Raw genomic sequence first — 25,826 nt, forward strand, 5'->3', positions numbered from 1 at the left:
CCTTCATAAACAGAGTGATGTAACATTTGTTGCATACTTTGAAACATCTCTTGTATTAACAAAAGAGTTAAGAGACTAATTTTATTCCAAAGAATAATTTGTAGTAGATAAAGCAATGTTCAATTCTTCCAAAAAGAACGATGACGAAAAAATTTATATGAGTATAGACCACCTAAAAAATGGGACTTACACATTACATATTTTGTTAAATAATAAGGTTGTAAAATCTGTAAAAATATTAAAGGAATAAAAGAGGCTATTAATCAATTCTGAATAGGGGGATGACAAATGAGAGATGAGTTGTTTCCCTATTTCTCTTAAATCTATACATATGAAATCAAAAAATATACTATTAATAATGGTTTGTTTGTTAGTTACATCAACAACACAAGCACAATTTTTAAAAAAGCTAAAAAAGAAAGCAGAAGAAGCTGCAGAGCGTACTATTTTAAGAAAAACAGATGAAGTAGTTTCTAAGAAAACCGAAAAAACTATTGATGATGTTGTAAATGGAAATGAGGATAAAGAAAAGTCAGAAGTCCCAGAAACTATTGAAGCAGCAAATACTGCCTTAACTAAAAACACCAATACCAAAAAAGCATTTTATAACGAAGATGTCGTTATTCAATTACATGAAAACGGAAACCTCAATCAAACACAGTATTTTGATGCCAATGAAGTTGCTGTAAGGTTAGAGCAGGATAATACGCCAAAACCAGGTTATATTGACAGTGAAGGCTTTATGTATGTATATAAAGATGGCGAATATACTAAGTCATCATTAATTGCATTACAAAGTCAAGGCATGATGGTACCAACCATGATGATAGAGGCCTATAAATTGCCACCAGAGCCATTTATGGCACAATATCAAAAACAAACAGACCAAGGCTTAACAGCAAACCCCTTCAACGGTATTGTTGAATTTGCCTTTATATACAAACCAAATGATTTTAGATACGAAGATTTCAAAGAAACCACACAAACCAAAAGTGGAGAAACCTATACTAAGTTTAAATTTCTTAACGAACCTGGATATGAAGGTAGTTATGTGCTTTTTGATAGTCAAAATCGCTTAATTGAAATTTATACAAATAAATCAGATACGGGGCAGTCAATGGATAGTTTTGAAATGAGTATGATGCCTCCCGGAGAAAGTTTACTAATTTACAATTATAAACCAGTTGAAGTAAACTTACCCGCTGCCCGCGAAGTAAGAGCACAGGGTCAAGATTTAATGGAAGGTGTCATGAAAAATATTGTTAAAGGGGGTAACCAACCTAAAGATGATATTGATGAAGATGATTACAACACAAGTGATAGTAAGGGGATGACCAAACGCTTAAAAAAATCACTTAAAGATCATAAGGTAACGGCTAATAATCTTCCAGAAGCCTATGAATTTAATTGGGAGCTCCAAACTCAAATGACATTTAATACCAAAAAGAAGGAAACCATGGAGTTAACTTTCTTAATTAAAGAAGGAGCTAACTATCAAGCCACCAGAATGAGGAGTGAAGAAAATAAAAATATGGGGCTGGTGACTATGCTTTTTGATATAGACTTAAAAACAATGATAATGTTTATGGAAGCACAAGGCAGTAAGTTCTTGCAAATCCATCCTATCCCTGATCCAGGTAAGACAAAAGAAAATATAGATAAACACAAAATATCTAATCTTCCAACAAAAACAATAATAGGATACAATTGTAAAGGTTTGCAGTTTGAAGATGATAGATATGTTATGAAAATTTACCATACTCCAGAAGCAGGTTTGAAGTTAGCAAACTTCTTAAATTTTGGTACCCAAAAACCTTCAAATTTTCCTGATATGGATCCCAGAGTTGTGGAGCAATTCTCTAATGGGTTAATTATGGAAATGGATATTATAGATAAAAAGAAATCTAAAAATAATGTAAACATTGTGGCAAAAGATTTAAAAAAGACACTTACCACTATTAAGAAATCAGAATACAAAACAATGGATTTATTTTCTTCAGGAGGAATGTTTAAAAATTAGAACAAATATCAAGAGAATTAATAAATATAACGCTTAATGTTGGTCATGAAGCTATCTAAATTATGGAGCGCTTACTGCAATGCATTTTTTAGAGAGGGAAGAATATTTATTGTTTTCTATAATACAGGTTTAAATTTATATGATGTCTAAACTATTTATATCCATTAAAACTGTGCAGGTTTCTTACCTGCTAAATAAGTCTATAAATAAAATAATAATTTAAAATTATGAGGTTACTAAATAATCTATTAATCATGTTATTATTAACATTGATGTCTTGTAATAATAGTACTAAAGAAAATAAGGTAATTATTCAAGAAACCACAAAAACTGTTAAAGAAACACCCAAAATAAACAATTTTAGAGAGCGCTTAAAAGTCACAAAACCAGCTACAGAATCACAATTTAAAAATTGGTTACCAACCAATCTTGGAGATTTTAAAAGAATGGAGTTTACTAAAAGTCGTATTTCCCAAAACGATATCGCATCAGCAGGTGCTATTTATAAAAATAATGATGCCACTAAAAAAATAGAAATCACTATTGTTGATGGTGCTAGTAAAGAAGGGTTATTAGCAATAAACTCTCATTATATGGCTCAAACTATGAAATTTAGGAGTAAAAAATCATCGAGCTATCAAAAAACATATGAAAACAATGGCTTAAAAGTATTAGAGACGTACGTTGAAAAAGATAGCTACTATGAAGTTAAATTTTTAGTAGATATGCGTTTTGGGATAACCGTAGTAAGCTTAGGGATTAACCACGATGCACTTTGGCGAGCCATATCAGAGTTAAACTTGAATAAACTCAAAACATTGTAACAAATTTAAGTTATTAAAAAAATACATTATAGTTTTTACTAAATAAACAAGCTTTTAAAAAGATTTGAACAAAATGAACTCTAGCTAGTTTTTAAGGAGTTTGACTTATATAAATTAGACAAAAAACCACAGGTGCTATGAAAACAAAATTACATTTCTTTATATATTCTATTTTGTTTACTACTTATACAGTTATGGGACAAAATATAGACTGTCCTAATGTATATCTTTATTCTTATCAAATAGATTGTCCAGAAGGACCAAGTTTAGGTATGTCAGTAAATTATCCGTTGCAAAATGAGGTAAATATTAAGCTTGAAGAACTTTCATCAAATACCATTTTAGAAGAATTTATTATAACTAATGAAGATGCTAATTTGGATAATTCGTATCTTCATTATTTTGGTGTATTACCTGTAGGGGAGTATGCTGTTACCATAAATTCTTATGAGTATTATTGGGGAGGAGAGCTTATTTGTGAACAAACCAAACAAATAGAATTGTTATTATGTGGTACTTTAAGTGTTGAATCTATAAAAGGAAGTCTTAATGCTACAGTTAAGATATATCCAAATCCAGTTTCAAATACCTTATACATTTCAACTAATCAACAAATTGAGTCTGTTGCAATTTATACTTTATTAGGAAGAGAGATTGTTTTTGAATACCGTAGTAATCAAATAGATGTTAGTAGCTTTAAATCCGGAATTTATTTGCTTAAAATAGAAACAGATAAAGGTAGTGTAGCAAAAAATATAATAATTAACTAAAAATTTGAGTCTAACCATTAAAAACCAAGTCATGAAAAAATCTCGCAAACCAGTTTTTCTGTTTCTTATAATATCTTCTTTTCTTTTCAATTGCAAAAACAACAAAAAAACAAACCTCATTGATGACCCTATAGTTGATGTAGAAGAAGTAGTAAAAGAACCAACCAATGTTATTGATATTATAACACATAGCATGGAATTTCAAAGTGTAGATACTATACCATCAGGGTGGAACACCTTTAAATACCAGAATCTTTCTAACGAAACCCATTTCTTTTTATTAGATAAATATCCTGAAGGAAAAACTGTGGCAAATACCTTAACAGATGTAGCACCTGTTTTTGCTGAAGGAATGGATTTAATTAATCAAGGAAAACCAGAAGAAGGATTTGCTGCCTTTGGTAAATTGCCCGCATGGTTTGGAGACATTGTATTTTCTGGCGGATCTGGTTTAATTGCTCCTAAACACACCGCTGTAATAACAGTAAAGTTAGAACCTGGTTATTACATTATGGAATGTTATGTGAAAATGCCTAATGGAAAATTTCATACACTTATGGGAATGGCAAAACCTATCATAGTTACTCAAGAAGATAGCGGAAATACACCACCAGAATCTACTGTTAACATTGTTGTATCTAATGATGCAGGTATAGTTTATGATAAAAGCATTACTAAGGGTAAACATATATTTTCTGTGTTTTATAAAGAACAAAAACATCACGAAAACTTTATGCAACACGATGTTAATTTAGTAAAGTTAGAGGATGATGCCAGTGAAGACGCTTTAGAAGCATGGATGGATTGGTCAGACCCTAAAGGCTTAATTACACCTGTGCCTCATGGTATTACCTTTTTAGGAGGCGTTAATGATATGCCAGCAGGTAGTACAGGTTATTTTTATGCCGACTTAAAACCTGGTAAATACGCTCTTATTTCAGAGGTTCCAAACACTAAAAGCAAAGGACTATTTAGGGTTTTTGAAGTAAAAGATTAATAATTTATATAATCTACAATTTCTAAGCCATATCCAATTAAACCAACACGTTTAGTTTGTGAAGAGTTTGTTACTAATTTTAATTTATGGATATTTAAATCATGTAAAATTTGAGCACCTATACCAAAATCTCTATTATCCATGTTTATTCTTGGAGCTTTAGTAACGGTGTTAGTTACTTGATTTTCTTTTAAATATGATAAACGTTTTAAAATATTCATGGATTGAGATTCCTGATTAATAAAGATAATTGCCCCTTTACCTTCTTTTTCAATAACCCTAAACATATCATTAAGTTGCTCATCAACGTTGTTGGTAAGTGTTCCTAAAATATCATTATTTACTAATGTAGAATTAATTCTGGTAGCAACCACTTCATCGTTTTTCCATTGCCCTTTAGTTAAAGCTATGTGTACTTGGTTATTTGTGGTTTGTTTGTAGGCTCTTAATCTAAAACTTCCAAAGCGAGTTTCAATTTGAAAATCTTCTTTTTTCTCAATTAAAGAATCGTGTTGCATTCTGTAAGCTACCAAATCTTCAATAGAAACAATTTTTAAGTCTAGTTTTTTTGCAACTTCTATAAGTTCTGGTAGTCTTGCCATACTACCATCTTCATTCATAATTTCAACAATAACACCAGCAGGATTTAAACCAGCTAATCTAGCAAAATCTATAGCGGCTTCGGTGTGTCCAGTTCTACGTAAAACCCCACCTTCTTTTGCTACTAAAGGGAAAATATGACCAGGACGAGCCAACTCAAAAGGCTTTGTGTTAGGGTCTATTAAGGCCTTAACGGTTTTTGCTCTGTCGTTAGCAGAAATACCTGTTGTAACGCCACCACCTCTTAAATCTACAGATACGGTGAAAGCCGTTTCCATGTGGTCTGTATTGTTTCTAACCATCATGTTAAGGTCTAGTTCTTTACATCGGTTTTCAGTAAGTGGAGCGCAAATAAGTCCTCTACCATGGGTTGCCATAAAGTTTATCATTTGAGGGGTAACTTTATCGGCTGCAGCTACAAAATCGCCTTCATTTTCTCTATTCTCATCATCAACAACAATTATTACTTTGCCTTTTCTAACATCATCAATAGCTTCTTGTATGGTGTTTAGTTTAAACGTTTTGGCTGCTGTGTCTTTTGTCATAGTTTGTGCTATCATGTAACAAAGATATTGTTTATTTTAAAGATTCTAAACAATTAAGTCTTAAGTCTTCCTTAATTTTTACATTTAAAAAAGGGTATACAATCATGTAAAAGGGGATTCCTAGTATTAAAAACAGCGCTACTAATTTATTACCTTTATTAATATGGTTATATAGTTGGCGCATGTTTATTATTGATTTTACATAATATATTACAAACAAAATAAGAGAAACAATGCTTAACTGTATAGAAGCTGATGCTAAATGTGGAAGTTTATTGTTTTTAAACACAAAGAATAAAACCAATAAAACTATACCAATGGCGTATAATGTTATAGCAAATTTAGAATGATCTTGGTAGTTGTTAACAATTGTTTTAGTGGTGTCAAAATTAGAATTAATATTGATACCGTTAGCTCTTAATTCATCATTATGAATACCTTTACTGTTAAGTATTTTAACGGCTTCAAATCTTACATTTTCTTCATGACCTAAAGTGTCATAATTTTTAATAATATTGAAAAGTTCTTCATTTTTTAATGAATTTAAGAATTTATAATCAACACTATCTTTCTCTTTTATTTTGAAAATCTTTTTAAGAGGTGTGCTTATATTTCCAAATTCAAATAAAGTTCTATCTGCTGTTGCTCTTCTGGTAAGGTATACACTTAGAGGCAGCATAATTAATGTAGAAAACCAACTAGCTAAAATAGGACTCAAGCTTCCGTTTTTGGCACTATTTGTGGCAAAAATACCTATAAAGTGATATGTTAAAAATAGGAGTATAGCAATAACCATTGGTAAGCCAATGCCTCCTTTTCTTATTAAGGCACCAAGAGGAGCTCCCACAAAAAACAGAATAATACAAGCAAACCCAAGAGCAAATTTTTCATGTAATGATATGTAGTGTTTGTTTAACCACTCTCTAGATTTTTTTTGATTAGATTTTTTAGTTATAAGAATTTGCTTTGCACTAGTAATGCCTCTTATTGCGGCGTCTATCATTTCGTTTTTTCTTCTTGTGTCTAACAAGTCTAAAACGTTTCCTGTATAAACAGAATCAATTTTTTTCTCGGTATTGTGCTTATTTACAGATACCGGCTTAGGTTTAGGAATAACTGAAGACCGTTGTAACAAAATTTTAGACAAAGATTCATGCTCATGTTTTTTTCTTATTTCTAGTGAATCTATAGCTTTGTTTAGTCCGCTAATACTTAGCATGTTATATTTGTCTGTTTGTGATTTTTCATCTAAATCAACATCATCCATTTGAGATATATCTATATTGATGATATATTTTTCAAATGTGCTTTTTGCAAATGGATGTTTTAGTCTTTCTTTTTGTTTAGAGGGGTATACGTCACTGTAATAGTTTCCGTCAAAAAGAATTAATTTTATTACTTCTGATTTTTCATCACTTACAAATTCTCCAGTTTTAGATTTAATTGTTGTGGCATTCTTTCTACCATCAGACCCTTTAATATGTATTATAACATCTTCAAGATATTGCCCTTTATCTCCACTTTTCTTTTCTACTTTAATGTTATAATTCATTATTTCGTTAAACTGACCTTCTGCAATTGCTGCGGCAGGTTTAAGTTTGGCAATATTTCGTCTTAAATTATAAGAGTTAAGTTCTGCCCACGGAATAACATTATTTGAAAAGAAAAAGGTAACAATAGCAAGCCCTACAATAAATATGCTTAGACCAGACATAGCACGCTGTAATGAAATACCAGTAGATTTCATTGCAGCAAACTCATAATTTTCGGCAAAATTACCAAAAACCATTATAGAGGATAGTAGTATGGTAAGCGGTAATATTAAAGGGATTAATTTTGGTAAGAAATATAAAAGAAATTTAGCTATTATTTCTAAATCTAAATCTTTACCTGCTAATTCTTTAATATATAACCACAGCGTTTGTAAAATAAATATCAGTATGAGTATTACAAATACACTGATAAAAGTTTTAAGATAAGTGGTTAGTATGTATCTGTCTAGTATTTTCAAGAGATAACCTAGTCTAAATTATTGATGTAATAATCTTGATATTTGTTGGCATCAAAGGTAAATAAGGAATTTGATATAGGCTGATTTGTTTTAAAAGAATTAACTGTTAAAGTGGTTTTAGCCCCATTTTTACCAATTTGTATTAGGTTGTAAATGTGTTTGGTTTGAGCATCTATACCTAATAAAATGCTTTCTAATTCTGAGTTTGAATCTATTGGAGTAAGTTTTACATATTGAATTTTTCTACCTTTTATATTTTGCTGAATATCTAATTGGTAAGTATAACCATCTTCATAAAAAGATAGCATTTTACTTGGAGTAATAGCGTCTTCTTCGTTTTCACCTTCACTAGAAATGGTTACTTCTTCATCTTCAGGACTAATAGTGTAAAGTTTAGAGCCATTAAAAAGTCTAGTTACACCAAGTATGTTTAATTTGTATTTTTCACCTTGCATGATAACATCGCCTCTGGTTTCTTGTTTTATATTTTCTGAAAGGTTTTCTAGTGTGTATTTAAAATCTATTGAAATGTTGTCATAACTTTTCACTTTTTTAGAAACTTCATCTAATAAAGCTTTACCTTTATTTTGTGCAAATACATTAACCGATAACACTAAAACTATTAGTGTGATAAAAAGTTTAAGATTCATTTTAAAGTATTTCATTTTCATTTTTTTAATGTCATTAAAGACTTTCATTTTCTAAATGCTGATCTAATGCTACTAAATCTGGTATTAAAACTTGTCTTGCCTTACTACCTTCAAACGGACCAACAATACCAGCAGCTTCTAATTGATCTATTAATCTGCCAGCTCTATTATACCCTAATTTTAATTTTCTTTGTAACAATGAAGCAGAGCCTTGTTGTGCGGTTACAATTACCACAGCGGCTTCTTTAAATAGTTTATCTCTATCTGCAATATCTATATCAATACCTGTGCCACTTTCTTCACCAACATATTCTGGTAAAAGATAAGCATCTGGATAGGCTTTTTGAGCCCCAATATAATCGGTTATTTTTTCTACTTCTGGAGTATCAACAAATGCACATTGAATTCTAATCATATCATTACCTTGGGTAAACAACATGTCACCACGACCAATTAATTGGTCTGCGCCACCACCATCTAAAATGGTTCTAGAATCAATTTTTGATGTTACTCTAAACGCTATTCTTGCAGGGAAATTTGCTTTTATAATACCTGTAATAACGTTTACAGAAGGACGTTGTGTTGCTATAATTAAATGAATACCAATAGCACGTGCTAATTGCGCTAAACGCGCAATGGGGGTTTCAACTTCTTTTCCTGCAGTCATTATTAAATCTGCAAACTCATCAACAACTAAAACAATGTATGGTAAAAACTGGTGCCCATCATTTGGGTTTAGTTTTCTGGCTTTAAATTTAGCATTGTACTCTGCAATGTTTCTACACATGGCATTTTTTAACAACTCATAGCGGTTGTCCATTTCAATACAAAGTGAATTTAGCGTATTAATAACTTTAGTATTGTCTGTGATGATTGCTTCTTCACTATCAGGTAATTTGGCTAAATAGTGGCGTTCTATTTTGTTGTAAAGTGTTAGCTCTACTTTTTTAGGATCTACTAAAATAAATTTAACTTCAGCAGGATGCTTTTTGTAAAGTAATGATGTTAAAACGGCATTTAATCCAACAGATTTACCTTGTCCTGTGGCACCTGCCATAAGCAAGTGAGGCATTTTAGCAAGGTCTACAACAAAAGTTTCATTACTAATAGTTTTACCTAAAGCAATAGGCAAATGCATTTCTGAACTTTGAAATTTCTTTGAAGCAATAACAGAACGCATAGAAACAATGGTAGATTTTTTATTAGGCACCTCAATACCAATAGTACCTTTACCAGGAATAGGAGCAATTATACGAATACCTAATGCCGATAGCGACAAAGCAATATCATCTTCCAGATTTTTAATTCTAGAAATTCTAACCCCTGCATCTGGTACAATCTCATAAAGTGTAACTGTTGGCCCAATTGTTGCTTTTATACTTGCTATACCAATTTTATAGTTGTTTAAAGTTTCAACTATTCTGTTTTTATTTTCTTCTAATTCCTCTTGATTTATTGTAATACCCTCTGTATCATATTTCTTTAGAAGATCTAATGGAGGAAATTGGTATTTACTAAGTTCTAAAGTAGGGTCAAAATACCCGAAGTCTTCAACCAGTTTATTAGAAAGATTATCAGTTTCTGATTGTTCTTCGGCTACTTTTTCTACTTTTATTTCAATATCATTTTCTTCTTCTGGCGTTTGCGGAGTTACTTCAACTTTTACAGCAGGCTTTTCTTTATTAGAAGTTGTTTTATTTATGGTTTCTTCTTTATTGTCTAAAGAAACTTCAAAGGCCGATTTAATAGCTTCGGCTTCTTCAGATAAGTTATTATCAACCACAACCACATTGTCTTCTTTTAAATCTGAAAACTCTTGTTTTATGTCTTTTTTTGCAGATTTGAAAAGGTTTGTAATACTTTCAAAAGTTACTTTAAAACGAATAGCTAAATAAGTGATTAAGCCAAAAAGTAATAGGAGCGAAGTACCTATTTTACCTAGATAATCTTGAAGAAAGGTGTTAATTTCAAACCCAATAGTGCCCCCAAGAACATCGTTAGTTTTTGCGAAAAAACCGAAAAAGATAGACAACCATACCATTATTAATAAACCCCAAAACCAATGTTTTCTTAAACGTACTTTGGGCAGATTCATTAAAACATAAACTCCCGATAGAAATATAAGCCCAGAAATAATGAAAGCAGCTACACCAAAACCTTTTTGAATAAAAAAGTGGCTTAACCAAGCACCAGATTTACTTAACCAGTTTTTAGCTTTAGCTTCTCTGGAAGTAAAGTTAGATAGTGTACTTTGATCAATATCGCCAGTAAAAAAGAAAGAAATAAAGGCAATACACAATACAATACCAAAAATTACCAAAAAGCTACCTAATACCAGTTTTTGCTGGCTTGATAGTTTAAAACTTGGAGCTTTAAGTTTTTTCTTCGGTGTTTTTTTTGTGTTGGTTTTTTTCTTTGCCATTAATGGTTTAAGGTATCAAATTAATTCTAAAACTAGTTTAGAGTTGATTCGTAATCATGATTGAGCAAAAATACAAATTACTAACGTTAATCCTAGTTAGATTATTATTTTAAAAAATCTTGGGTATGTATATAATTAAACCAATTATTACGGCAAAAAAAGCAGAAATAAAAACAGCTCCTGCAGCTGTATCTTTGATTATTCCAATTTTGTTATGATGTTCAGGATGAATAAAATCTGCTATGGCTTCAATAGAGGTATTAACACCTTCAATAGACATAACCAAAGCAATAGCAATACATTGAAGAATCCATTCTGTAACAGATATGTTAAAAAAGAATCCTGCTATAGTAACTAAAATAGCTATAATTAACTGAATTTTAATACTAGATTCAGTTTTAATAAGGTATATAGCACCTTTAAAAGCGTATCCAACACTCTTAAGCCTATTTACTAAGAAGGATTCTTTTTTATTCATTAGGTAATACTAATAAAGAACCTCTAAAGCTGCTTTGTAATTAGGTTCTTCTGTAGTTTCAGCAACTTGCTCTGTGTATAAAATAGTTCCGTTTTCATCTAAAACTACAACACTTCTAGAAAGTAAACTTTCTAATGGACCATCAACAAAGTTTACGCCATATGATGTTCCAAAATCACCTGTTTTAAAATCAGATAAGCTTACCACATTATCTAAACCTTCTGCACCACAAAAACGCGCAAGGGCAAAGGGTAAATCTTTAGATATACAAAGTACTTTAGTGTTTTCTAATTCGCTAGCTTCAGTGTTAAACTGTCTAACAGACGCTGCGCATGTACCCGTATCTACACTTGGGAATATATTTAAAACTACTCTGCTCCCTGAAAAATCATTTAAAGTTTTAGATGATAAATCGGTTGCTGTTAAAGTAAAATCAGGAGCTTTGGTTCCAACTTTAGGTAATTCTCCAGAGGTGTTTATTGTGTTTCCTTTTAAGGTTACTGTTGCCATAAATTATGTTTTTAAATTTTTTTAAAAATAAGAATAATTAAAATGATAGTCTTTTAAACTAACGTTAAAAATTTAATTGCAAATAAATCAATTTTACAAAATATAAGTATTTATTAACTAATAAAATTTAGTTATCAGAATAGAATTTTTTATCTTTATAAGAAGTTATTATTATAATTTAATTATCGATAATTTTTATCAATATTATTATAGATCATAAGAATTAACTATTCTCTTTTTGTACTAAATCGCATTATATCTTTGGATGTATTCAAATTCAAATGCTTTAAAACTATAAATATGGAAAATTTATCTAATGATTCAGCAAATTCAATTCACGCTGAAAACAAAGAATTAAAACACGGTGGTAGTACCACATCAGGCAAATGCCCTTTTATGCATGGATCTATTACCACAACAGAAAAAACTGTTACAGATTGGTGGCCTAATAGCCTTAATTTAGATATTTTACATCAGCATGATACTAAAACCAACCCGCTTGGACAAGATTTTAATTACCAAGAAGAGTTAAAGAAATTAGATGTAGAAGCGCTAAAAAAAGATCTTAAAAATTTAATGACTGATAGTCAAGATTGGTGGCCAGCAGATTGGGGACACTATGGAGGGCTTATGATTAGAATGGCGTGGCATGCTGCAGGTAGTTATAGATTGGCAGATGGACGTGGCGGAGGAGGAACTGGAAACCAGCGTTTTGCTCCATTAAATTCATGGCCAGATAACGTAAGTTTAGATAAAGCTAGACGTTTATTATGGCCAATAAAGAAAAAATACGGTAATAAAATAAGTTGGGCAGACTTAATTATTTTAGCAGGAACCATGGCATACGAAAGCATGGGCTTAAAAACTTACGGTTTTGCATTTGGGCGTGAAGATATTTGGCATCCAGAAAAAGACGTGTATTGGGGAGCAGAAAAAGAATGGTTAGCACCAAGTGATGAGCGTTATGGCAGTGTTGATGCTCCAGAAACAATGGAAAATCCATTAGCAGCTGTACAAATGGGATTAATTTACGTAAATCCAGAAGGTGTGAATGGAAAACCAGATCCTATAAAAACAGGAGCGCAAGTACGTGAAACTTTTAAACGTATGGCAATGAATGATGAGGAAACTGTAGCGCTAACTGCAGGTGGACATACCGTAGGTAAAACTCATGGAAATGGAGATGCTAGTATTTTAGGACCAGATCCAGAAGCAGCACCTGTAGAAGAACAAGGTTTAGGGTGGTTTAACCCAACAAGAACTGGTAAAGGTAGAGATACCGTTACAAGCGGATTAGAGGGCGCTTGGACAACCCATCCAACAAAATGGGATAATGGCTTTTTTGAAATGCTCTTCAATCATGAGTGGGAATTACGTAAAAGTCCTGCCGGAGCATGGCAATGGGAACCTGTTAGTATTAAAGAAGAAGACATGCCTGTTGATGTAGAAGATATGACTACAAGACATAACCCAATGATGACAGATGCAGATATGGCAATGAAAATGGATCCTATTTACAAAGAAATCTCATTAAAATTCAAAGATGATTTTGAAGCTTTTTCTGATGCCTTTGCACGTGCGTGGTTTAAACTAACGCATCGTGATATGGGACCTAAAGACCGTTGGTTTGGTCCAGATGTACCACAAGAAGATTTAATTTGGCAAGACCCAGTACCTAAAGGAAATTACAATTATGATGTAAATGCTGTTAAAAATAAAATAGCTGCTACAGATTTAACAATTGCAGAATTAGTTTCTACCGCTTGGGATAGTGCAAGAACATTTAGAGGATCAGATTATAGAGGAGGTGCTAATGGTGCTCGTATACGCTTAGCACCACAAAAAGATTGGGAAGGAAATGAACCAGAAAGATTATCAAAAGTTCTATCTGTTCTTGAGCCTATAGCAGATGAATTTGGAATTAGTATTGCAGATACCATTGTTTTAGCTGGAAATGTTGGAGTAGAAAAAGCAATTAAAAATGCAGGTATGAATATTGAAGTACCTTTTGCTCCTGGACGAGGCGATGCTACACAAGATATGACCGATGTAGAATCTTTTGAACCATTAGAACCTTTAGCCGATGGTTATAGAAACTGGCAGAAAAAAGATTATGTGGTGAGTCCGGAAGAGTTACTGTTAGATAGAACACAATTAATGGGACTTACAGCACCAGAAATGACAGTGTTACTAGGAGGTATGCGTGTTATGGGAACCAATTATGGCGGTACAAAACACGGTGTATTTACTAATAACGAAGGTGCTTTAACTAACGATTTCTTTGTAAACTTAACCGATATGGCTAACAAGTGGAACCGAGCTGAAAATGGTATTTATGAAATTTGTGACCGTAAAACAGGAACGGTTAAATGGACAGCCACAAGAATAGATCTTGTATTTGGTTCTAATTCTATTTTACGCAGTTACGCCGAAGTTTATGCGCAAGATGATAACAAGGAAAAATTTGTGAACGATTTTGTTGCGGCTTGGGTAAAAGTAATGAATGCCGATAGATTTGATATTTAAGTAACCTTAATTTAAATACACTATTTAAAAAAGGATAAGCATTATGTTTATCCTTTTTTTATGAGGTAGTTTTTGTTTAGTATGTTAACAACTAATTTAGTAAATGAAAAGCAAGTATAAATTCCTAGATTAATTAAGCACTTTGTTGTTAACTAGTTATTTAAGTTCTAATATTGATTCATTAACTTTAAATTTGATATCTGAAATGTTTAGTATTTCTTCTATATTTTTTTTTGCCCAATCTTGAGATTTAGGATGGTGTACTATTTCAAAATTAAAATCATCAAAATCAATAAAATCTAATTCTATTCCGAAGTAATTCCAAAGCTCATTATGTAGCTTTTCAATCTTTTTTCTGTGTAAATTTGGTTTATAATTTATTTCGGAAATTTCTCGTTCTTTTTCTTTTACAATTATTCTAAATTCATTTTCGTGTTTAAAACTAATATCTTTAGTAAACACAGAATCAATATTTTTTATTTTTTTTAAATCAGGTTTTTGAAAGTCAATATAATTTATAGGACTGCATAAAACTTTTCTTGTCGAATCAAAACAAAGTAATCCTTTTTCAGTTAAAAGTTTTTTAAAGTCAGAGTATTTTATTTTTATAGCTAAACTATTTGGTTCGCTATATAAATTCCACATTGCAACGGATTCATAACTATTTTCACCTATAAACCAACAGTTAGCAAAATTACTTTTTTGAATTCTTTCGAGTTCAGCATCTATTTTATTCATTTCTCCGCCTAAAGAGTCAACAGAAACATATTTTCGTAAATTATCAAATATTTGAAGATTATCAAGTTGTCTTTTTAAATTAAGATAAAATAAGTGATTAATTTTTATTCCCTCTTTACTATCTTCGAATTTGTCTAGTCTTGTAAAATAAAGGGATTTGTTAAAAATGAAAGAAAGGAATTTATGGATATCCATATATCTCCATAAATATGCATTTTCATTAATATTTTCATCATTAATGAACTTTACATCAATTTTATTTTCATTCATTATTTTTTTTAATTTAATAATTATAACTTAAAGTAGGACATTGTTTTTAACAATTTAAATCCAACGTTAAACGAAAGTAGCTGAAAATTTTTACAAAATCAATATAAGAAATAAAAAAACCACTTCAATTTGAAGTGGTTTTTAGTTCCAATTTTTCTTTTTCTGTATTATTTATCAATAGAACCTAGAACACGAGACATAAAATTATTTAAAGCTTCCTTTTTAGGGGTGCCTTCTTTAATCATTTTATTAACCTCTATGGCTCCATACATATTAGAAATGAGCTCTCCAATAACGTCTAACTCTTCGTCTTTAAGAGACGGAACTTCAGTTAATGCTTCTAAAGTTTCAATAGTTTCTCCTACAAAATCTTCATCATTTTCTTCAATGAAATTTGTAAGGTGCTTAATTACTGGTAACTTCATTAACTAAATCTTTTAGAACGTCAAACTTATTAGTTTGAACTTGGTTAACAAATGTGCCATTTTTAAACGTAGCAAAGGTTGGTAAATTATCAACAGTTGCAAGTTTTCTAGATTCTGGAAATTTTTCAGCATCTGCAATTACAAATGTGATGTTTTCGTTTTCTGAAGCCAATTTTTTAAACTTAGGCTTCATAATTCTACAGTTTCCACACCATGTTGCAGAATACTGTACAATTACAGTGTCGTTTCCTGAAACTAATTCAGGTAAATTATCTTGATCTAATTCTTTAATCATGATTGTTGTGTTTTAGTGGGCTGCAAGATACTCAGCAACACCATCGCGATTAGCGCTCATGGCTTCTTTTCCTTCTTCCCAGTTAGCAGGACATACTTCACCTTTTTCTTGTACGTGAGTTAAGGCATCAATTAATCTTATGTATTCACCAACATTTCTTCCTAAAGGCATGTTGTTAATACTTTCGTGTTGTACAGTACCTTCTTCATCAATAATGTAAGTGGCTCTGTAAGTTACGTTATCACCTTCTACTTGAACGGTACCAGTTTCTTCATCGTATTGCTCATTAGTAATATCTAAAATACCTAAAATGCTAGAAAGGTTTCTGTTACTATCTGCAAGAATTGGGTAAGTAACACCTTCTATACCTCCGTTATCTTTTGAAGTATTTAACCAAGCAAAGTGTACTTCTGGAGTATCACAAGAAGCTCCTATTACAATAGTGTTGCGTTTTTCAAACTCTGGTAATGCTGCTTGAAAAGCATGTAATTCTGTTGGACAAACAAAAGTGAAGTCTTTTGGATACCAAAAAAGAACTACTTTCTTTTTGTTGTTTACAGCTTCTTCTAATACGTTTAACTTAAAAGTGTCGCCCATTTCGTTCATGGCGTCTACATTTAAATCTGGAAATTTTTTTCCTACTAATGACATAAGATTCTATTTTATAAATTAGGTTATTAAATTATTTCTCGGACAAAAATATAACTATAATCAAACCTCAAAAATAGATTTCAATTATTAAATTTTATATAACAATAGCGTTTAAATATGGGTAAAAAAAAAGAGGGTGTTTTATAAGAATTACATAAAAAATTATAGTGTAAATTATCAATTTAATAACTTTTGATAAAATACTCTATATAACTACTAATTTGTTTTTACTAGCTGTTTAATTTTGATTCTAAACGCAGCAAAAATTAAGGTCATGAATGGGCTTAACCAATTAAAAATAGCATAAAAGAAATAGTCTGCCACTGGTACACCTAAAACACCAGATTGGTATGCACCACAGGTATTCCAAGGTATTAATACCGATGTTACAGTGCCAGAATCTTCTAAGGTTCTACTTAAGTTTTCTGGAGCTAAACCTTTGTCTTTAAATGCTTTTTGGTACATTTTACCAGGAACAACAATAGCTAAATATTGATCGCTTGCTAGTGCATTTAAGCCTACACAGCTAATAACGGTACTAGCAAAGAGTCCGAAAACAGAATCGAATAAGTTTAAAACAGATTTACTAATTCTAGATAGGGCGCCTATGGCATCCATAACACCCCCAAAAACCATAGCGCAAATAATGAGCCAAATGGTACCAAGCATACCACTCATTCCTCCAGATGAAAATAAATCATTAAGTTCATTACTTGAAGTTTCAACAGCAGTATCAACAGTAATAGCATCCATAATACCTCTGTAAGCCGATTTAAAAGTAAGTGTGTCTGCATCTGCTATAGCTATAACTATATTGGGTTGAGCAATTAAAGCAGCAACTCCTCCTAATAGAGTGCCTACTAAAAGAGCTACTAAAGGCGAGACTTTTTTTACTATCATTAATATTACTGCGGTAGGAACTAAAAACAACCAAGGAGATATATTAAATGCTTCATCTATTGCTGTTAATTTATCAGAAATATCGGGGATTCCTGTAGTATCTATACATAAACCAATAATAATGAAAGCAATTAATGTAATGGCTATGGTAGGAACAGTAGTTAATGTCATGTATTTTATGTGAGAGAATAACTCACCACCCGCCATGGCTGGTGCTAAATTGGTGGTATCACTTAAAGGCGACATTTTATCGCCAAAATAGGCGCCAGATAAAACGGCTCCTGCTGTCATTCCTAAAGATACATCTAGTGTTTTAGCAATACCAATTAATGCTATACCTACTGTAGCAGAAGTTGTCCAAGAACTTCCTGTTGCAATTGAAATAATGGCACATATAACTACGCAGGCTGCTAAAAATATAGTAGGATTTAAAATTTGTAAACCATAGTATATCATTGATGGAATAATACCACTAATTAGCCACGTACCAGCTAAAGCACCCACCATAAGTAAAATTAAAATAGCGCTTGTTGTAGATTTAATATTTTCGGCAACTTCATCAAGCATTTGTTTGTATGACACTTTGTTAAAGTAGCCAACAATACCTGCTACAGCAGCACCAAGTAATAGTATAAATTGATTGCTTCCGCTTAAAGCGTCATCACCATAAATAAAAAACACATTGTAAAAAAGCATGCCAACCAAAGCAAAAACCGGAATTAAGGCTTCCCATATATTTAATTCGTTATTTTCTATTATATTTTCGTCTAGTGGTTCTTTTGGTTTTATGTTTTGGCTCTCCATAAAGATATTTTGAAATAATAAACGTAATGTTACAACTTTAGAGCCATGTTTGCAAATAGAAATTGTTCTGTTTACTTTTTTAAGCGTATTAAATAGGGGTGAAGTATTTTTTTATTGGTTTACTATTTAATTTTAGGTTTAACTATTTCTAGTTTCTCCATGCATGAGCGCATCATTTTATAAGTGCGTTTTATATCGGCATCTAGCCCAATAGAAAAACGAATTAAGCCATCACTTAGCCCCATGTTTTGTTGTTCTTTCTCTGGGATTTCAGAAGAAGTAGATGTTCCAGGAGCACTAAATAATGTTTTGTAAAAGCCTAAACTTACAGCAAGATACCCTAAATTATTTTGTTGCATCAATTCCATGAGCTTATTAGCTTTTTCTAAAGAACCCACGTCTATAGTAAGCATGCCTCCAAATCCATACTCAATATTCATCATGCTTTTAAAAAGATTGTGAGATGGGTGAGATTTTAATCCTGGGTATACTGTTTTAAGTCCGTCAGACTCAAATTTCTGCGACAGATATAGTGCATTTTTACTATGTTGCTGCATTCTAATATGAAGCGTTCTAAGGTTTTTTAACACAGAAGCAGCTCTTAAACTATCCATTGTTACCCCTAACAACATAGAGGCACCATCATTTACATTTCTTAATTCATTAATAAACTCTTGTGTGCCACAAACTACGCCGCCAACCGTATCACTAGCACCATTAATAAATTTTGTTAAACTATGAACTACAACATCGGCACCAAGTATAGCTGGAGAGATAGATAATGGCGAAAAAGTGTTATCTACCACAAGTTTTATATTATGGCGTTTAGCAATTTTTGAGAGCGCTTTAATATCTGCTATTTCTAGAAGTGGATTACTAACAGATTCACAATAAATTACTTTTGTGTTTTTAGTTATAGCAGCTTCAACAATATCTAATTTAGTAATATCAATAAAAGATGTGTTAATGTTTAGTTTTGGAGCAAAGTTTTTTAGAAAAGCATATGTACCACCATAAATAGTTCTACTAGAAATTATATGGTCTCCTGCATTACAAAGCTGTAAAAATACCGATGTTATTGCACCCATACCCGAAGAAGTAACATTTGCAGTTTCAGTGCCTTCCATTGCTGCTAAAGCTTCGCCTAAATAAAGATTAGAAGGAGAGGAGTGGCGAGAGTATAAATAGCAACCATCTGCATTACCTTCAAAAGTATCAAACATGGTTTTAGCTGATAAGAAGGTATATGTTGAAGAATCTGAAATTGACGGGTTTACTCCACCAAATTCACCAAAATATTGTAAATCTTGAATATTGGTTGCGGGTTTAAAAGGCATAATGATTTTGTTTTGTGTTTATTCAAAACTCGTTATTATTAGATTAATAATCAATAGTATTGTGGTATTATAGAAAATAAACTTATTAAAATGATTTATATGTGAAAATAAAACTAATATCTTGCAAGGTTTAAGTATTTTTATGAAAAATTTAAAGTATGATTTTTGATACTACAGATAAAAAACTCTTAGAATATTTGCAGCAAGACAGTAAACAAACTAATAAAGAACTTGCAAATAAGTTAAATTTATCGGTTACGGCAGTTTATGAACGTATAAAGAAATTGGAAAAAGAAGGATTTATTGATGGGTATATAGCTTTGGTTAATAAAGACAAAGTGCAGAAAAATTTTTTAGTTTTTTGTCATATTAAACTTGTTCAGCACAGTCAAGATTATGTGTTTAGTTTTGAAAAAGAAGTTGCTAATTTAAATGAAGTGTTAGAATGTTATCATTTAAGTGGCGATTATGATTACCTTCTAAAAGTCTTGGTAAAAGACATGGTAGAGTTTAGAGATTTTATGGTGAAAAAACTCACTACTATTAGTCATATAGGTAGTACTCACAGTATGTTTGTTATAAATGAAGTAAAACATACAACTGTAATAAATTTATAATTAAAGCACATTTTTATAACAATAGTTTATTTGCTAATATAGGATGTAATGTGCTAGCTTTTATAAGCTATAAACTTTGTAGGTATTTATTAAAGTAGTTAAATCTTTTTGTTATTTTTATAAAACTGTTTTTTAACCTAAAACTCATAAAAATGAAAAATCTAAGGCCATTAATTATTGGGATTATTATTGGGGCATTAGCCACTTATTTCTTTTGTCCCAGACAACCTGTTAAAGAAGGAGATAATTTGCCTAAAAAAATTGTAAAACCACAAGGTGTTATTGCTGTTGAAGCTGCCAAAATTTTGAATAGTAACTGGAATAAAGAACGTAAGCAAGCCGTAGATTCTGCTGCTCAAAGATATGGTAGAGAAAAAGACAACCGTTGGGTTTGGTGGCCTGTTGAAGATGTAGAAAACTATTTAGATTATGCAAAACACTATTCTGATAGTATAGGGTATAATATGACGGGACTTAGAGTGTATTTAGGGGTTTACGGAAATATAAAAGGTTTTAAAAAAAAGAATTTAACCACCATGTTTATGGTTCCTACGGGAAACAAAACTCAAGCCAATGCTAGTACCTTAAATTTTTTACCACCAACAGAAGAAGATATTCCTGTACCACCACTAAATGATGGTTCTGGAGGCAATCAAAATTATCCTCAATAGTTTTAGTGAAAGATTTTCTTTTTAATAATTATAGTTTGTTAACACATTCTGTAGAAGCTATGGCTGCTATAACAGGATTGTTTTTATTTTCTAGATACAAAAATACAGCTGTTAAATATTTTATTTATTTTTTAGTTTATCTTACTATATGTGATACTGTAAATGAATATACGCTTTTAATTTACCCAGAAGGAATACTAGAATTTTTAGCAAATACTAAAATAAGCAGAAATTATTGGTGGTCTACGTTATTTTGGAAAATTGGTGCAATTTTGTTTTTCGCTTTTTTTTATAGAAAAATTTTAGAAAGACAACTATTTAAATCTATTATTAAATACGCAGTTTATCCGTTTTTAATCGTTTCAATAACCTATATTTTATTTTATTGGGAAGATTTTTTTAATAGATATTTCCCTGTAATTAGTGTCTTAGGAACTATTATTATTTTTACTTGTACTATTTTTTATTTTATAGAAGTATTACAAACAGATAAAATATTAACGTTTTACAAGTCTGTTTACTTTTATATTAGTGCTGCTATTTTTATCTGGTGGCTTATTATAACACCTATTGTTTTTTATGATATTTACATGACTAACATAGATATGAACTATATTTCCCTAAGAAGATTAATCTATCTATTAGCAAACATAATTATGTATAGTACGTTTACATTTGCCTTAATTTTTTGCAAACCCCAAAATAAAGTTGTTAATGCTTAATAAATGTTTATGATTCAAGCTAAAGAACAAATTGTTAGTACAACTTCAGAAAGACATTTATTGGTGTATATGATACTAGTTTTGGTAGTTATAACATCATTGGTTATTGTGTTTTTTGTAGTTTTTCAAAAACGAAAAAATAAATTAATACTAGATAAAATTAAGCAAAAGCAAGCTTTTGAAGAAGAAATAGCTCAAGCACAAACAGAAACTCAAGAGCAGACACTAAAAAATGTAGGCTGGGAATTACATGATAATGTAGGTCAATTACTTTCATTTGCTAGTATGCAGCTAAGTATTTTAAAAATGCAAGTGTCTGATGATATTAAAGATAAATTTAAAGACACCTCAGAAGCTTTAAAAGAAAGTTTAAAAGAAGTAAGGGCGCTCTCAAGAACGCTAAACAATGAAGTAATACTTAATATTGGTTTTGAACAGTCTGTTTATAATGAATTAGAGCGTTTAAAAAAAATGAAATTTGCCTCTGCTCAAAAACATACTATAGGAGAAAAAAGACCTTTTAATAATAAAAAACATGAAATCATTTTATTTAGAATTATTCAGGAATTTTTATCAAATTCTGTAAAATATTCTGAAGCCGAAAACCTTAGTGTTACTTTAAATTATCAACCAAAAAACCTAATTATTACAGCAAAAGATGACGGTAAAGGATTTGATATTAAAACGGTTGAAAAAGGAGCTGGACTTTTAAATATGAAAAGTAGAGCCTCTTTAATTAATGCTGATTTTGAATTAAAATCTGAAGTAGGAAAAGGGGTAGAGATGATAATAACTTACCCGTTTAATTAATCTATTTGATAATTAAATTTAGCTAAACCATTTAAACATCTTTTTTATGATGTTTAAATTTTTGTTACTGTATGGAGCGTACCTAATGTTTGGGTCTAGCCAATTACCTCGTTTTATAATGGCTTTATCATGAGAGAATGTGTTAAACCCATGCTTACCATGATAAGCACCCATACCACTTGTGCCAACGCCACCAAAAGGTAAACGTTGATTTCCAAAATGGATAAGTAAATCGTTTATTGCTCCGCCTCCAAATTCAAATTTGTTTATAATTTTTTCAATAAAAAAAGTATTCTTAGAGAATACATATAAGGCTAGTGGTTTCTCATAGTTCCAAATAATTCTTTCAATGTCTTTTTCTAATTCATAACTTAAAATTGGCAGGATGGGGCCAAAAATTTCATCAGACATTAAAGCGCTATTTAAATTAGGTTCATCAACCAGAGTAGGAGATATGTAGCAATTATCAACATCAATTTGTCCGCCAAAAATAACCTTTACACCTTCCAAAGTTTTAGCTAAACGTTCTGTGTGTTTTTTATTAATTATTCTTGGAAAGTCTGATGAATTTTTAGGATTATCTCCATAAAATCTAATGATTTCGTTCTTAATATTTTCAATAAGAGCTTCTTTAACATTGTTTTGTACTATAATATAGTCGGCAGCAATACAGGTTTGTCCACCATTTAAAAATTTACCCCAAACCAAACGTCTAGCAGTTAGTTTTAAATTGGTAGTATCATCAATAATACAAGGCGATTTTCCGCCCAATTCTAAGGTAACAGGAGTTAGATGTTTAGCAGCTGCTTTTGCTACAATTTTTCCAACGGGAACACTTCCTGTAAAAAAGATATAACTCCATTTTTGTGCAAGTAATTCTGTTGCTAATTCAACACCCCCTTGTATAGATGTTGCTACTTCAATAGGAAATACATTTTTAATTATTTCAGAAATTACCTGCGAGGTGTTTTGGGTTAATTCACTAGGTTTTAAAACTACTGTATTTCCTGCTGCAATAGCCATAATTAAAGGCTCTATAGCTAGTAGAAATGGATAATTCCAAGGAGCAATTATTAAAATATTTCCGTAGGGTTCTTTATAAATGAAGTCTTTAGATGGGAAAGTGAGTAAAGATGATTTTACTCTTTGTGGTTTTGTCCATTTTTTTAGATTTTTAATAGCTAAGTTTAACTCAGAAATTACTAAACCAAATTCACTAATAAAACTTTCAAATTCAGATTTATAGAAGTCTTTCTTTAAAGCAAAATAAATATCTTGCTCTTTAGAAAGAATTTCAATTTTTAAAGCATTTAGGAGTTTCAACCGATAGTTGACGTCTTTTGTTTTTTGAGACTTAAAAAATTCTTGTTGAGCAGAAACGGTTTCTGAAATAGTAATTGCCAAAATAAAGTTTTTATAAAGATATTTAATTTAGGCAAGCATCCCAAATGGGGTCTTTAGGTAGTGACGCTATAATATTGAGGTTTTCTTTTGAAACTGGGTGGGTAAACTGAATTTGTCTGGCATGCAGATGAATACTAGCATCTTTATTACTTCTTGAAAAACCGTATTTTAAATCACCTTTTATAGGACAACCAATGGTAGATAGTTGACACCTAATTTGATGGTGTCTTCCTGTTTCAAGATTTACTTCTAATAAAAAATAATTGTCTAATTTTTTTAATTGTTTATAGTGAAGAATAGCTTTTTTACTATCTGTAACGTCTTTTAAATGAGCGTAAGATTTGTTGTTTTTAGGATTTTTTTTTAGCCAATGAATAAGTGTGTCTTCTGGTTTTTTGGGTTTGTTTTTAACAACTGCCCAATAGGTTTTTTTAGCTTTTTTATCGGCAAAAAGTTTATTTAACCTGGGTAATGCTTTACTAGTTTTTGAAAATACTACAATGCCAGTTGTGGGTCTGTCTAACCTGTGTACAACACCTAAATATACATTTCCGGGTTTATTGTATTTGTCTTTAATGTATTCTTTAACAACATCACTTAAAGGTTTATCACCAGTTTTATCTCCTTGAACAATATCACCCGCACGTTTGTTAACTATGATGATGTGATTATCTTCGTAAAGAACTTGAAGGTTATTTTTGTTTGATAGAGTTTTAATTATCATTATTTATGCTCACAAATACGCTAAGGTTCAAAAGATTTAATTTTGCTAGTTGCTAATACTGTTCACTCTCATTAGGAAAATCCATACTCTTAACATCAGAGACATACTGTTTCATGGCATTGGTCATGTCTTCATATAAATTAAGATATCTACGTAAAAACCTAGGGTTGAACTCATGAGTCATCCCTAACATATCATGCAGTACTAATACTTGTCCATCAACATGAGGACCAGCACCAATACCAATGATAGGAATGCTAACACTTTCTGCTACTTTTTTGGCAAGTTCAGCTGGTATTTTTTCTAAAACTATAGCAAAACAACCCGTACGCTCTAACATTTTAGCGTCTTTAATAAGCTGATCAGCTTCTTCTTCTTCTTTAGCTCTAACGGTATAGGTGCCAAATTTATAAATAGATTGTGGTGTTAAACCTAAATGCCCCATAACAGGAATACCCGCATTTAAAATACGCTTAATAGATTCTTTTATCTCTTTTCCTCCCTCTAACTTTACAGAATGAGCACCACTTTCTTTCATAATTCTAATGGCAGAACGAAGTGCTTCTTTTGGATCACTTTGATAGCTTCCAAATGGTAAATCTACTACTACCAAAGCTCTATCTATAGCTCTAATAACAGAAGATGCATGATATATCATTTGATCTAAAGTAATGGGTAGAGTTGTTTCATGACCCGCCATAACGTTGCTAGCAGAGTCACCAACCAAAATTACATCTACACCAGCACCGTCAACAATTTTTGCCATAGTATAATCATACGCAGTGAGCATTGATATTTTTTCACCAGTAGACTTCATGTCAACTAATGATTTTACAGTTATACGCTTGTATTCTTTTTTGGCTGTAGACATCTTTTATTAGTTTAGGAATAGCACGCAAAAGTAGTAAATTAAACTGTTAAATTTTTGTTTATTGCCTATCCTTTTTAGTGAAAAATAATTTTAGCTATATAAATAGTTAGCCTTTAATAATTAATAAATTCTTAGAGGTTTTTATAAGAAAATATAATGCTTGTTTAATTTAATGTTTATTTATAATTAGGTTATCTTAAATAGATTACTTATATTTGCGACCAGTTAGCCTAT

The 25,826-nt window shown here is 31.1% G+C and carries 24 protein-coding genes; 9 read left to right on the forward strand and 15 right to left on the reverse strand.

Translation table 11 applies throughout. The features are described from left to right. Nucleotides 1–331: 331 nt before the first annotated feature. From J1D01_RS13400 to J1D01_RS13415, 4 genes are all read left to right on the forward strand, one after another. The gene (locus J1D01_RS13400) at nucleotides 332–2,020 is read left to right on the forward strand and encodes a hypothetical protein (RefSeq protein ID WP_421151176.1); all 1,689 of its coding nucleotides are present in this window, start codon (nucleotides 332–334) and stop codon (nucleotides 2,018–2,020) included. 254 nt (nucleotides 2,021–2,274) lie between these two features. Continuing rightward, a complete protein-coding gene (locus J1D01_RS13405; protein WP_421151177.1) occupies nucleotides 2,275–2,844 on the forward strand; it encodes a hypothetical protein in 570 nt (189 codons plus the stop codon). Nucleotides 2,845–2,981: 137 nt separating this feature from the next. Next, a complete protein-coding gene (locus tag J1D01_RS13410; protein ID WP_421151178.1) occupies nucleotides 2,982–3,614 on the forward strand; it encodes a T9SS type A sorting domain-containing protein in 633 nt (210 codons plus the stop codon). Nucleotides 3,615–3,645: 31 nt separating this feature from the next. After that, nucleotides 3,646–4,611: a hypothetical protein gene (locus tag J1D01_RS13415; RefSeq protein ID WP_421151179.1), complete on the forward strand. Its 966-nt coding sequence runs from the start codon at nucleotides 3,646–3,648 to the stop codon at nucleotides 4,609–4,611. On the opposite strand, the gene ribB is transcribed toward J1D01_RS13415, so the two are convergent. The 6 genes from ribB to tpx form a co-directional block, all read right to left on the reverse strand. Further along, a complete protein-coding gene (gene ribB, locus J1D01_RS13420) occupies nucleotides 4,608–5,771 on the reverse strand; it encodes a 3,4-dihydroxy-2-butanone-4-phosphate synthase (protein WP_372938296.1) in 1,164 nt (387 codons plus the stop codon). The genes J1D01_RS13415 and ribB overlap by 4 nt on opposite strands. Before the next feature lie 16 nt (nucleotides 5,772–5,787). Further along, nucleotides 5,788–7,767, reverse strand: a complete 1,980-nt coding sequence (locus J1D01_RS13425; RefSeq protein WP_421151180.1) for an LptF/LptG family permease — start codon at nucleotides 7,765–7,767, stop codon at nucleotides 5,788–5,790. An 8-nt stretch (nucleotides 7,768–7,775) separates the two neighbouring features. After that, nucleotides 7,776–8,432 carry a LolA family protein gene (locus tag J1D01_RS13430; protein ID WP_076702569.1) on the reverse strand — a complete coding sequence of 219 codons (657 nt, stop codon included), beginning with the start codon at nucleotides 8,430–8,432 and terminating at the stop codon, nucleotides 7,776–7,778. A 19-nt stretch (nucleotides 8,433–8,451) separates the two neighbouring features. After that, nucleotides 8,452–10,839, reverse strand: a complete 2,388-nt coding sequence (locus J1D01_RS13435; RefSeq protein WP_372938245.1) for a DNA translocase FtsK — start codon at nucleotides 10,837–10,839, stop codon at nucleotides 8,452–8,454. A 109-nt stretch (nucleotides 10,840–10,948) separates the two neighbouring features. Continuing rightward, nucleotides 10,949–11,317 (reverse strand): diacylglycerol kinase, encoded by a 369-nt coding sequence (locus J1D01_RS13440; RefSeq protein ID WP_421151181.1) that lies wholly within the window; start codon nucleotides 11,315–11,317, stop codon nucleotides 10,949–10,951. Between the two features lie 9 nt (nucleotides 11,318–11,326). Next, nucleotides 11,327–11,827, reverse strand: a complete 501-nt coding sequence (gene tpx / locus J1D01_RS13445; protein WP_372938243.1) for a thiol peroxidase — start codon at nucleotides 11,825–11,827, stop codon at nucleotides 11,327–11,329. 396 nt (nucleotides 11,828–12,223) lie between these two features. Here tpx and katG point away from each other — a divergent pair, with 396 nt between their 5' ends. Beyond that, nucleotides 12,224–14,353, forward strand: coding sequence for a catalase/peroxidase HPI (gene katG / locus J1D01_RS13450; protein ID WP_421151237.1), 2,130 nt, complete (start codon nucleotides 12,224–12,226; stop codon nucleotides 14,351–14,353). Nucleotides 14,354–14,509: 156 nt separating this feature from the next. Here katG and J1D01_RS13455 read toward each other — a convergent pair whose 3' ends face one another. From J1D01_RS13455 to J1D01_RS13480, 6 genes are all read right to left on the reverse strand, one after another. Next, nucleotides 14,510–15,361, reverse strand: a complete 852-nt coding sequence (locus J1D01_RS13455; protein ID WP_421151182.1) for a hypothetical protein — start codon at nucleotides 15,359–15,361, stop codon at nucleotides 14,510–14,512. A gap of 167 nt (nucleotides 15,362–15,528) precedes the next feature. Beyond that, nucleotides 15,529–15,786, reverse strand: a complete 258-nt coding sequence (locus tag J1D01_RS13460) for a DUF6952 family protein (protein WP_372938057.1) — start codon at nucleotides 15,784–15,786, stop codon at nucleotides 15,529–15,531. Beyond that, a complete protein-coding gene (locus tag J1D01_RS13465) occupies nucleotides 15,767–16,081 on the reverse strand; it encodes a thioredoxin family protein (protein WP_372938056.1) in 315 nt (104 codons plus the stop codon). Before J1D01_RS13465 ends, J1D01_RS13460 begins: the two co-directional genes overlap by 20 nt. Before the next feature lie 12 nt (nucleotides 16,082–16,093). After that, on the reverse strand, nucleotides 16,094–16,732 hold the full coding sequence (locus J1D01_RS13470) for a peroxiredoxin (RefSeq protein ID WP_372938055.1): 639 nt from the start codon (nucleotides 16,730–16,732) through the stop codon (nucleotides 16,094–16,096). Nucleotides 16,733–16,948: 216 nt separating this feature from the next. Beyond that, nucleotides 16,949–18,436: a Na+/H+ antiporter NhaC gene (gene nhaC, locus J1D01_RS13475; RefSeq protein WP_372938054.1), complete on the reverse strand. Its 1,488-nt coding sequence runs from the start codon at nucleotides 18,434–18,436 to the stop codon at nucleotides 16,949–16,951. Nucleotides 18,437–18,558: 122 nt separating this feature from the next. Further along, nucleotides 18,559–19,773, reverse strand: a complete 1,215-nt coding sequence (locus J1D01_RS13480) for an aminotransferase class I/II-fold pyridoxal phosphate-dependent enzyme (protein WP_421151183.1) — start codon at nucleotides 19,771–19,773, stop codon at nucleotides 18,559–18,561. A 158-nt stretch (nucleotides 19,774–19,931) separates the two neighbouring features. Here J1D01_RS13480 and J1D01_RS13485 point away from each other — a divergent pair, with 158 nt between their 5' ends. From J1D01_RS13485 to J1D01_RS13500, 4 genes are all read left to right on the forward strand, one after another. Continuing rightward, complete coding sequence (locus tag J1D01_RS13485) at nucleotides 19,932–20,390, forward strand: Lrp/AsnC family transcriptional regulator (protein ID WP_372938052.1); 459 nt, start codon at nucleotides 19,932–19,934, stop codon at nucleotides 20,388–20,390. 152 nt (nucleotides 20,391–20,542) lie between these two features. Next, nucleotides 20,543–21,061 carry a hypothetical protein gene (locus J1D01_RS13490; RefSeq protein WP_421151184.1) on the forward strand — a complete coding sequence of 173 codons (519 nt, stop codon included), beginning with the start codon at nucleotides 20,543–20,545 and terminating at the stop codon, nucleotides 21,059–21,061. Between the two features lie 5 nt (nucleotides 21,062–21,066). Beyond that, nucleotides 21,067–21,783, forward strand: coding sequence for a hypothetical protein (locus J1D01_RS13495; protein WP_421151185.1), 717 nt, complete (start codon nucleotides 21,067–21,069; stop codon nucleotides 21,781–21,783). A gap of 9 nt (nucleotides 21,784–21,792) precedes the next feature. Next, a complete protein-coding gene (locus J1D01_RS13500) occupies nucleotides 21,793–22,593 on the forward strand; it encodes a sensor histidine kinase (RefSeq protein ID WP_421151186.1) in 801 nt (266 codons plus the stop codon). Nucleotides 22,594–22,611: 18 nt separating this feature from the next. Here J1D01_RS13500 and J1D01_RS13505 read toward each other — a convergent pair whose 3' ends face one another. From J1D01_RS13505 to panB, 3 genes are read right to left on the reverse strand one after another with little or no spacing between them, the layout of a single operon-like run. Next, the gene (locus tag J1D01_RS13505; RefSeq protein WP_421151238.1) at nucleotides 22,612–23,991 is read right to left on the reverse strand and encodes an aldehyde dehydrogenase; all 1,380 of its coding nucleotides are present in this window, start codon (nucleotides 23,989–23,991) and stop codon (nucleotides 22,612–22,614) included. A gap of 28 nt (nucleotides 23,992–24,019) precedes the next feature. Next, entirely contained in the window at nucleotides 24,020–24,721 is a 702-nt protein-coding gene (locus J1D01_RS13510; RefSeq protein WP_421151187.1) for an RluA family pseudouridine synthase, read from the reverse strand. Nucleotides 24,722–24,773: 52 nt separating this feature from the next. Beyond that, nucleotides 24,774–25,592: a 3-methyl-2-oxobutanoate hydroxymethyltransferase gene (panB, locus tag J1D01_RS13515; protein WP_372938927.1), complete on the reverse strand. Its 819-nt coding sequence runs from the start codon at nucleotides 25,590–25,592 to the stop codon at nucleotides 24,774–24,776. Nucleotides 25,593–25,826: the final 234 nt, after the last annotated feature.

Source organism: Seonamhaeicola sp. NFXS20, from assembly GCF_049132085.1.
GTDB lineage: Bacteria > Bacteroidota > Bacteroidia > Flavobacteriales > Flavobacteriaceae > Seonamhaeicola.

Excerpts from the sequence above, each read along its gene's own strand:
- J1D01_RS13400 (WP_421151176.1), top strand. The coding sequence starts at position 332 with ATGAAATCAAAAAATATACTATTAATAATGGTTTGTTTGTTAGTTACA.
- J1D01_RS13405 (WP_421151177.1), top strand. The coding sequence starts at position 2,275 with ATGTTATTATTAACATTGATGTCTTGTAATAATAGTACTAAAGAAAAT.
- J1D01_RS13410 (WP_421151178.1), top strand. The coding sequence starts at position 2,982 with ATGAAAACAAAATTACATTTCTTTATATATTCTATTTTGTTTACTACT.
- J1D01_RS13415 (WP_421151179.1), top strand. The coding sequence starts at position 3,646 with ATGAAAAAATCTCGCAAACCAGTTTTTCTGTTTCTTATAATATCTTCT.
- ribB (WP_372938296.1), bottom strand. The coding sequence starts at position 5,771 with ATGATAGCACAAACTATGACAAAAGACACAGCAGCCAAAACGTTTAAA.
- J1D01_RS13430 (WP_076702569.1), bottom strand. The coding sequence starts at position 8,432 with ATGAAATACTTTAAAATGAATCTTAAACTTTTTATCACACTAATAGTT.
- J1D01_RS13435 (WP_372938245.1), bottom strand. The coding sequence starts at position 10,839 with ATGGCAAAGAAAAAAACCAACACAAAAAAAACACCGAAGAAAAAACTT.
- J1D01_RS13440 (WP_421151181.1), bottom strand. The coding sequence starts at position 11,317 with ATGAATAAAAAAGAATCCTTCTTAGTAAATAGGCTTAAGAGTGTTGGA.
- tpx (WP_372938243.1), bottom strand. The coding sequence starts at position 11,827 with ATGGCAACAGTAACCTTAAAAGGAAACACAATAAACACCTCTGGAGAA.
- katG (WP_421151237.1), top strand. The coding sequence starts at position 12,224 with ATGCATGGATCTATTACCACAACAGAAAAAACTGTTACAGATTGGTGG.
- J1D01_RS13455 (WP_421151182.1), bottom strand. The coding sequence starts at position 15,361 with ATGAATGAAAATAAAATTGATGTAAAGTTCATTAATGATGAAAATATT.
- J1D01_RS13460 (WP_372938057.1), bottom strand. The coding sequence starts at position 15,786 with ATGAAGTTACCAGTAATTAAGCACCTTACAAATTTCATTGAAGAAAAT.
- J1D01_RS13465 (WP_372938056.1), bottom strand. The coding sequence starts at position 16,081 with ATGATTAAAGAATTAGATCAAGATAATTTACCTGAATTAGTTTCAGGA.
- J1D01_RS13470 (WP_372938055.1), bottom strand. The coding sequence starts at position 16,732 with ATGTCATTAGTAGGAAAAAAATTTCCAGATTTAAATGTAGACGCCATG.
- nhaC (WP_372938054.1), bottom strand. The coding sequence starts at position 18,436 with ATGGAGAGCCAAAACATAAAACCAAAAGAACCACTAGACGAAAATATA.
- J1D01_RS13480 (WP_421151183.1), bottom strand. The coding sequence starts at position 19,773 with ATGCCTTTTAAACCCGCAACCAATATTCAAGATTTACAATATTTTGGT.
- J1D01_RS13485 (WP_372938052.1), top strand. The coding sequence starts at position 19,932 with ATGATTTTTGATACTACAGATAAAAAACTCTTAGAATATTTGCAGCAA.
- J1D01_RS13490 (WP_421151184.1), top strand. The coding sequence starts at position 20,543 with ATGAAAAATCTAAGGCCATTAATTATTGGGATTATTATTGGGGCATTA.
- J1D01_RS13500 (WP_421151186.1), top strand. The coding sequence starts at position 21,793 with ATGATTCAAGCTAAAGAACAAATTGTTAGTACAACTTCAGAAAGACAT.
- J1D01_RS13510 (WP_421151187.1), bottom strand. The coding sequence starts at position 24,721 with ATGATAATTAAAACTCTATCAAACAAAAATAACCTTCAAGTTCTTTAC.
- panB (WP_372938927.1), bottom strand. The coding sequence starts at position 25,592 with ATGTCTACAGCCAAAAAAGAATACAAGCGTATAACTGTAAAATCATTA.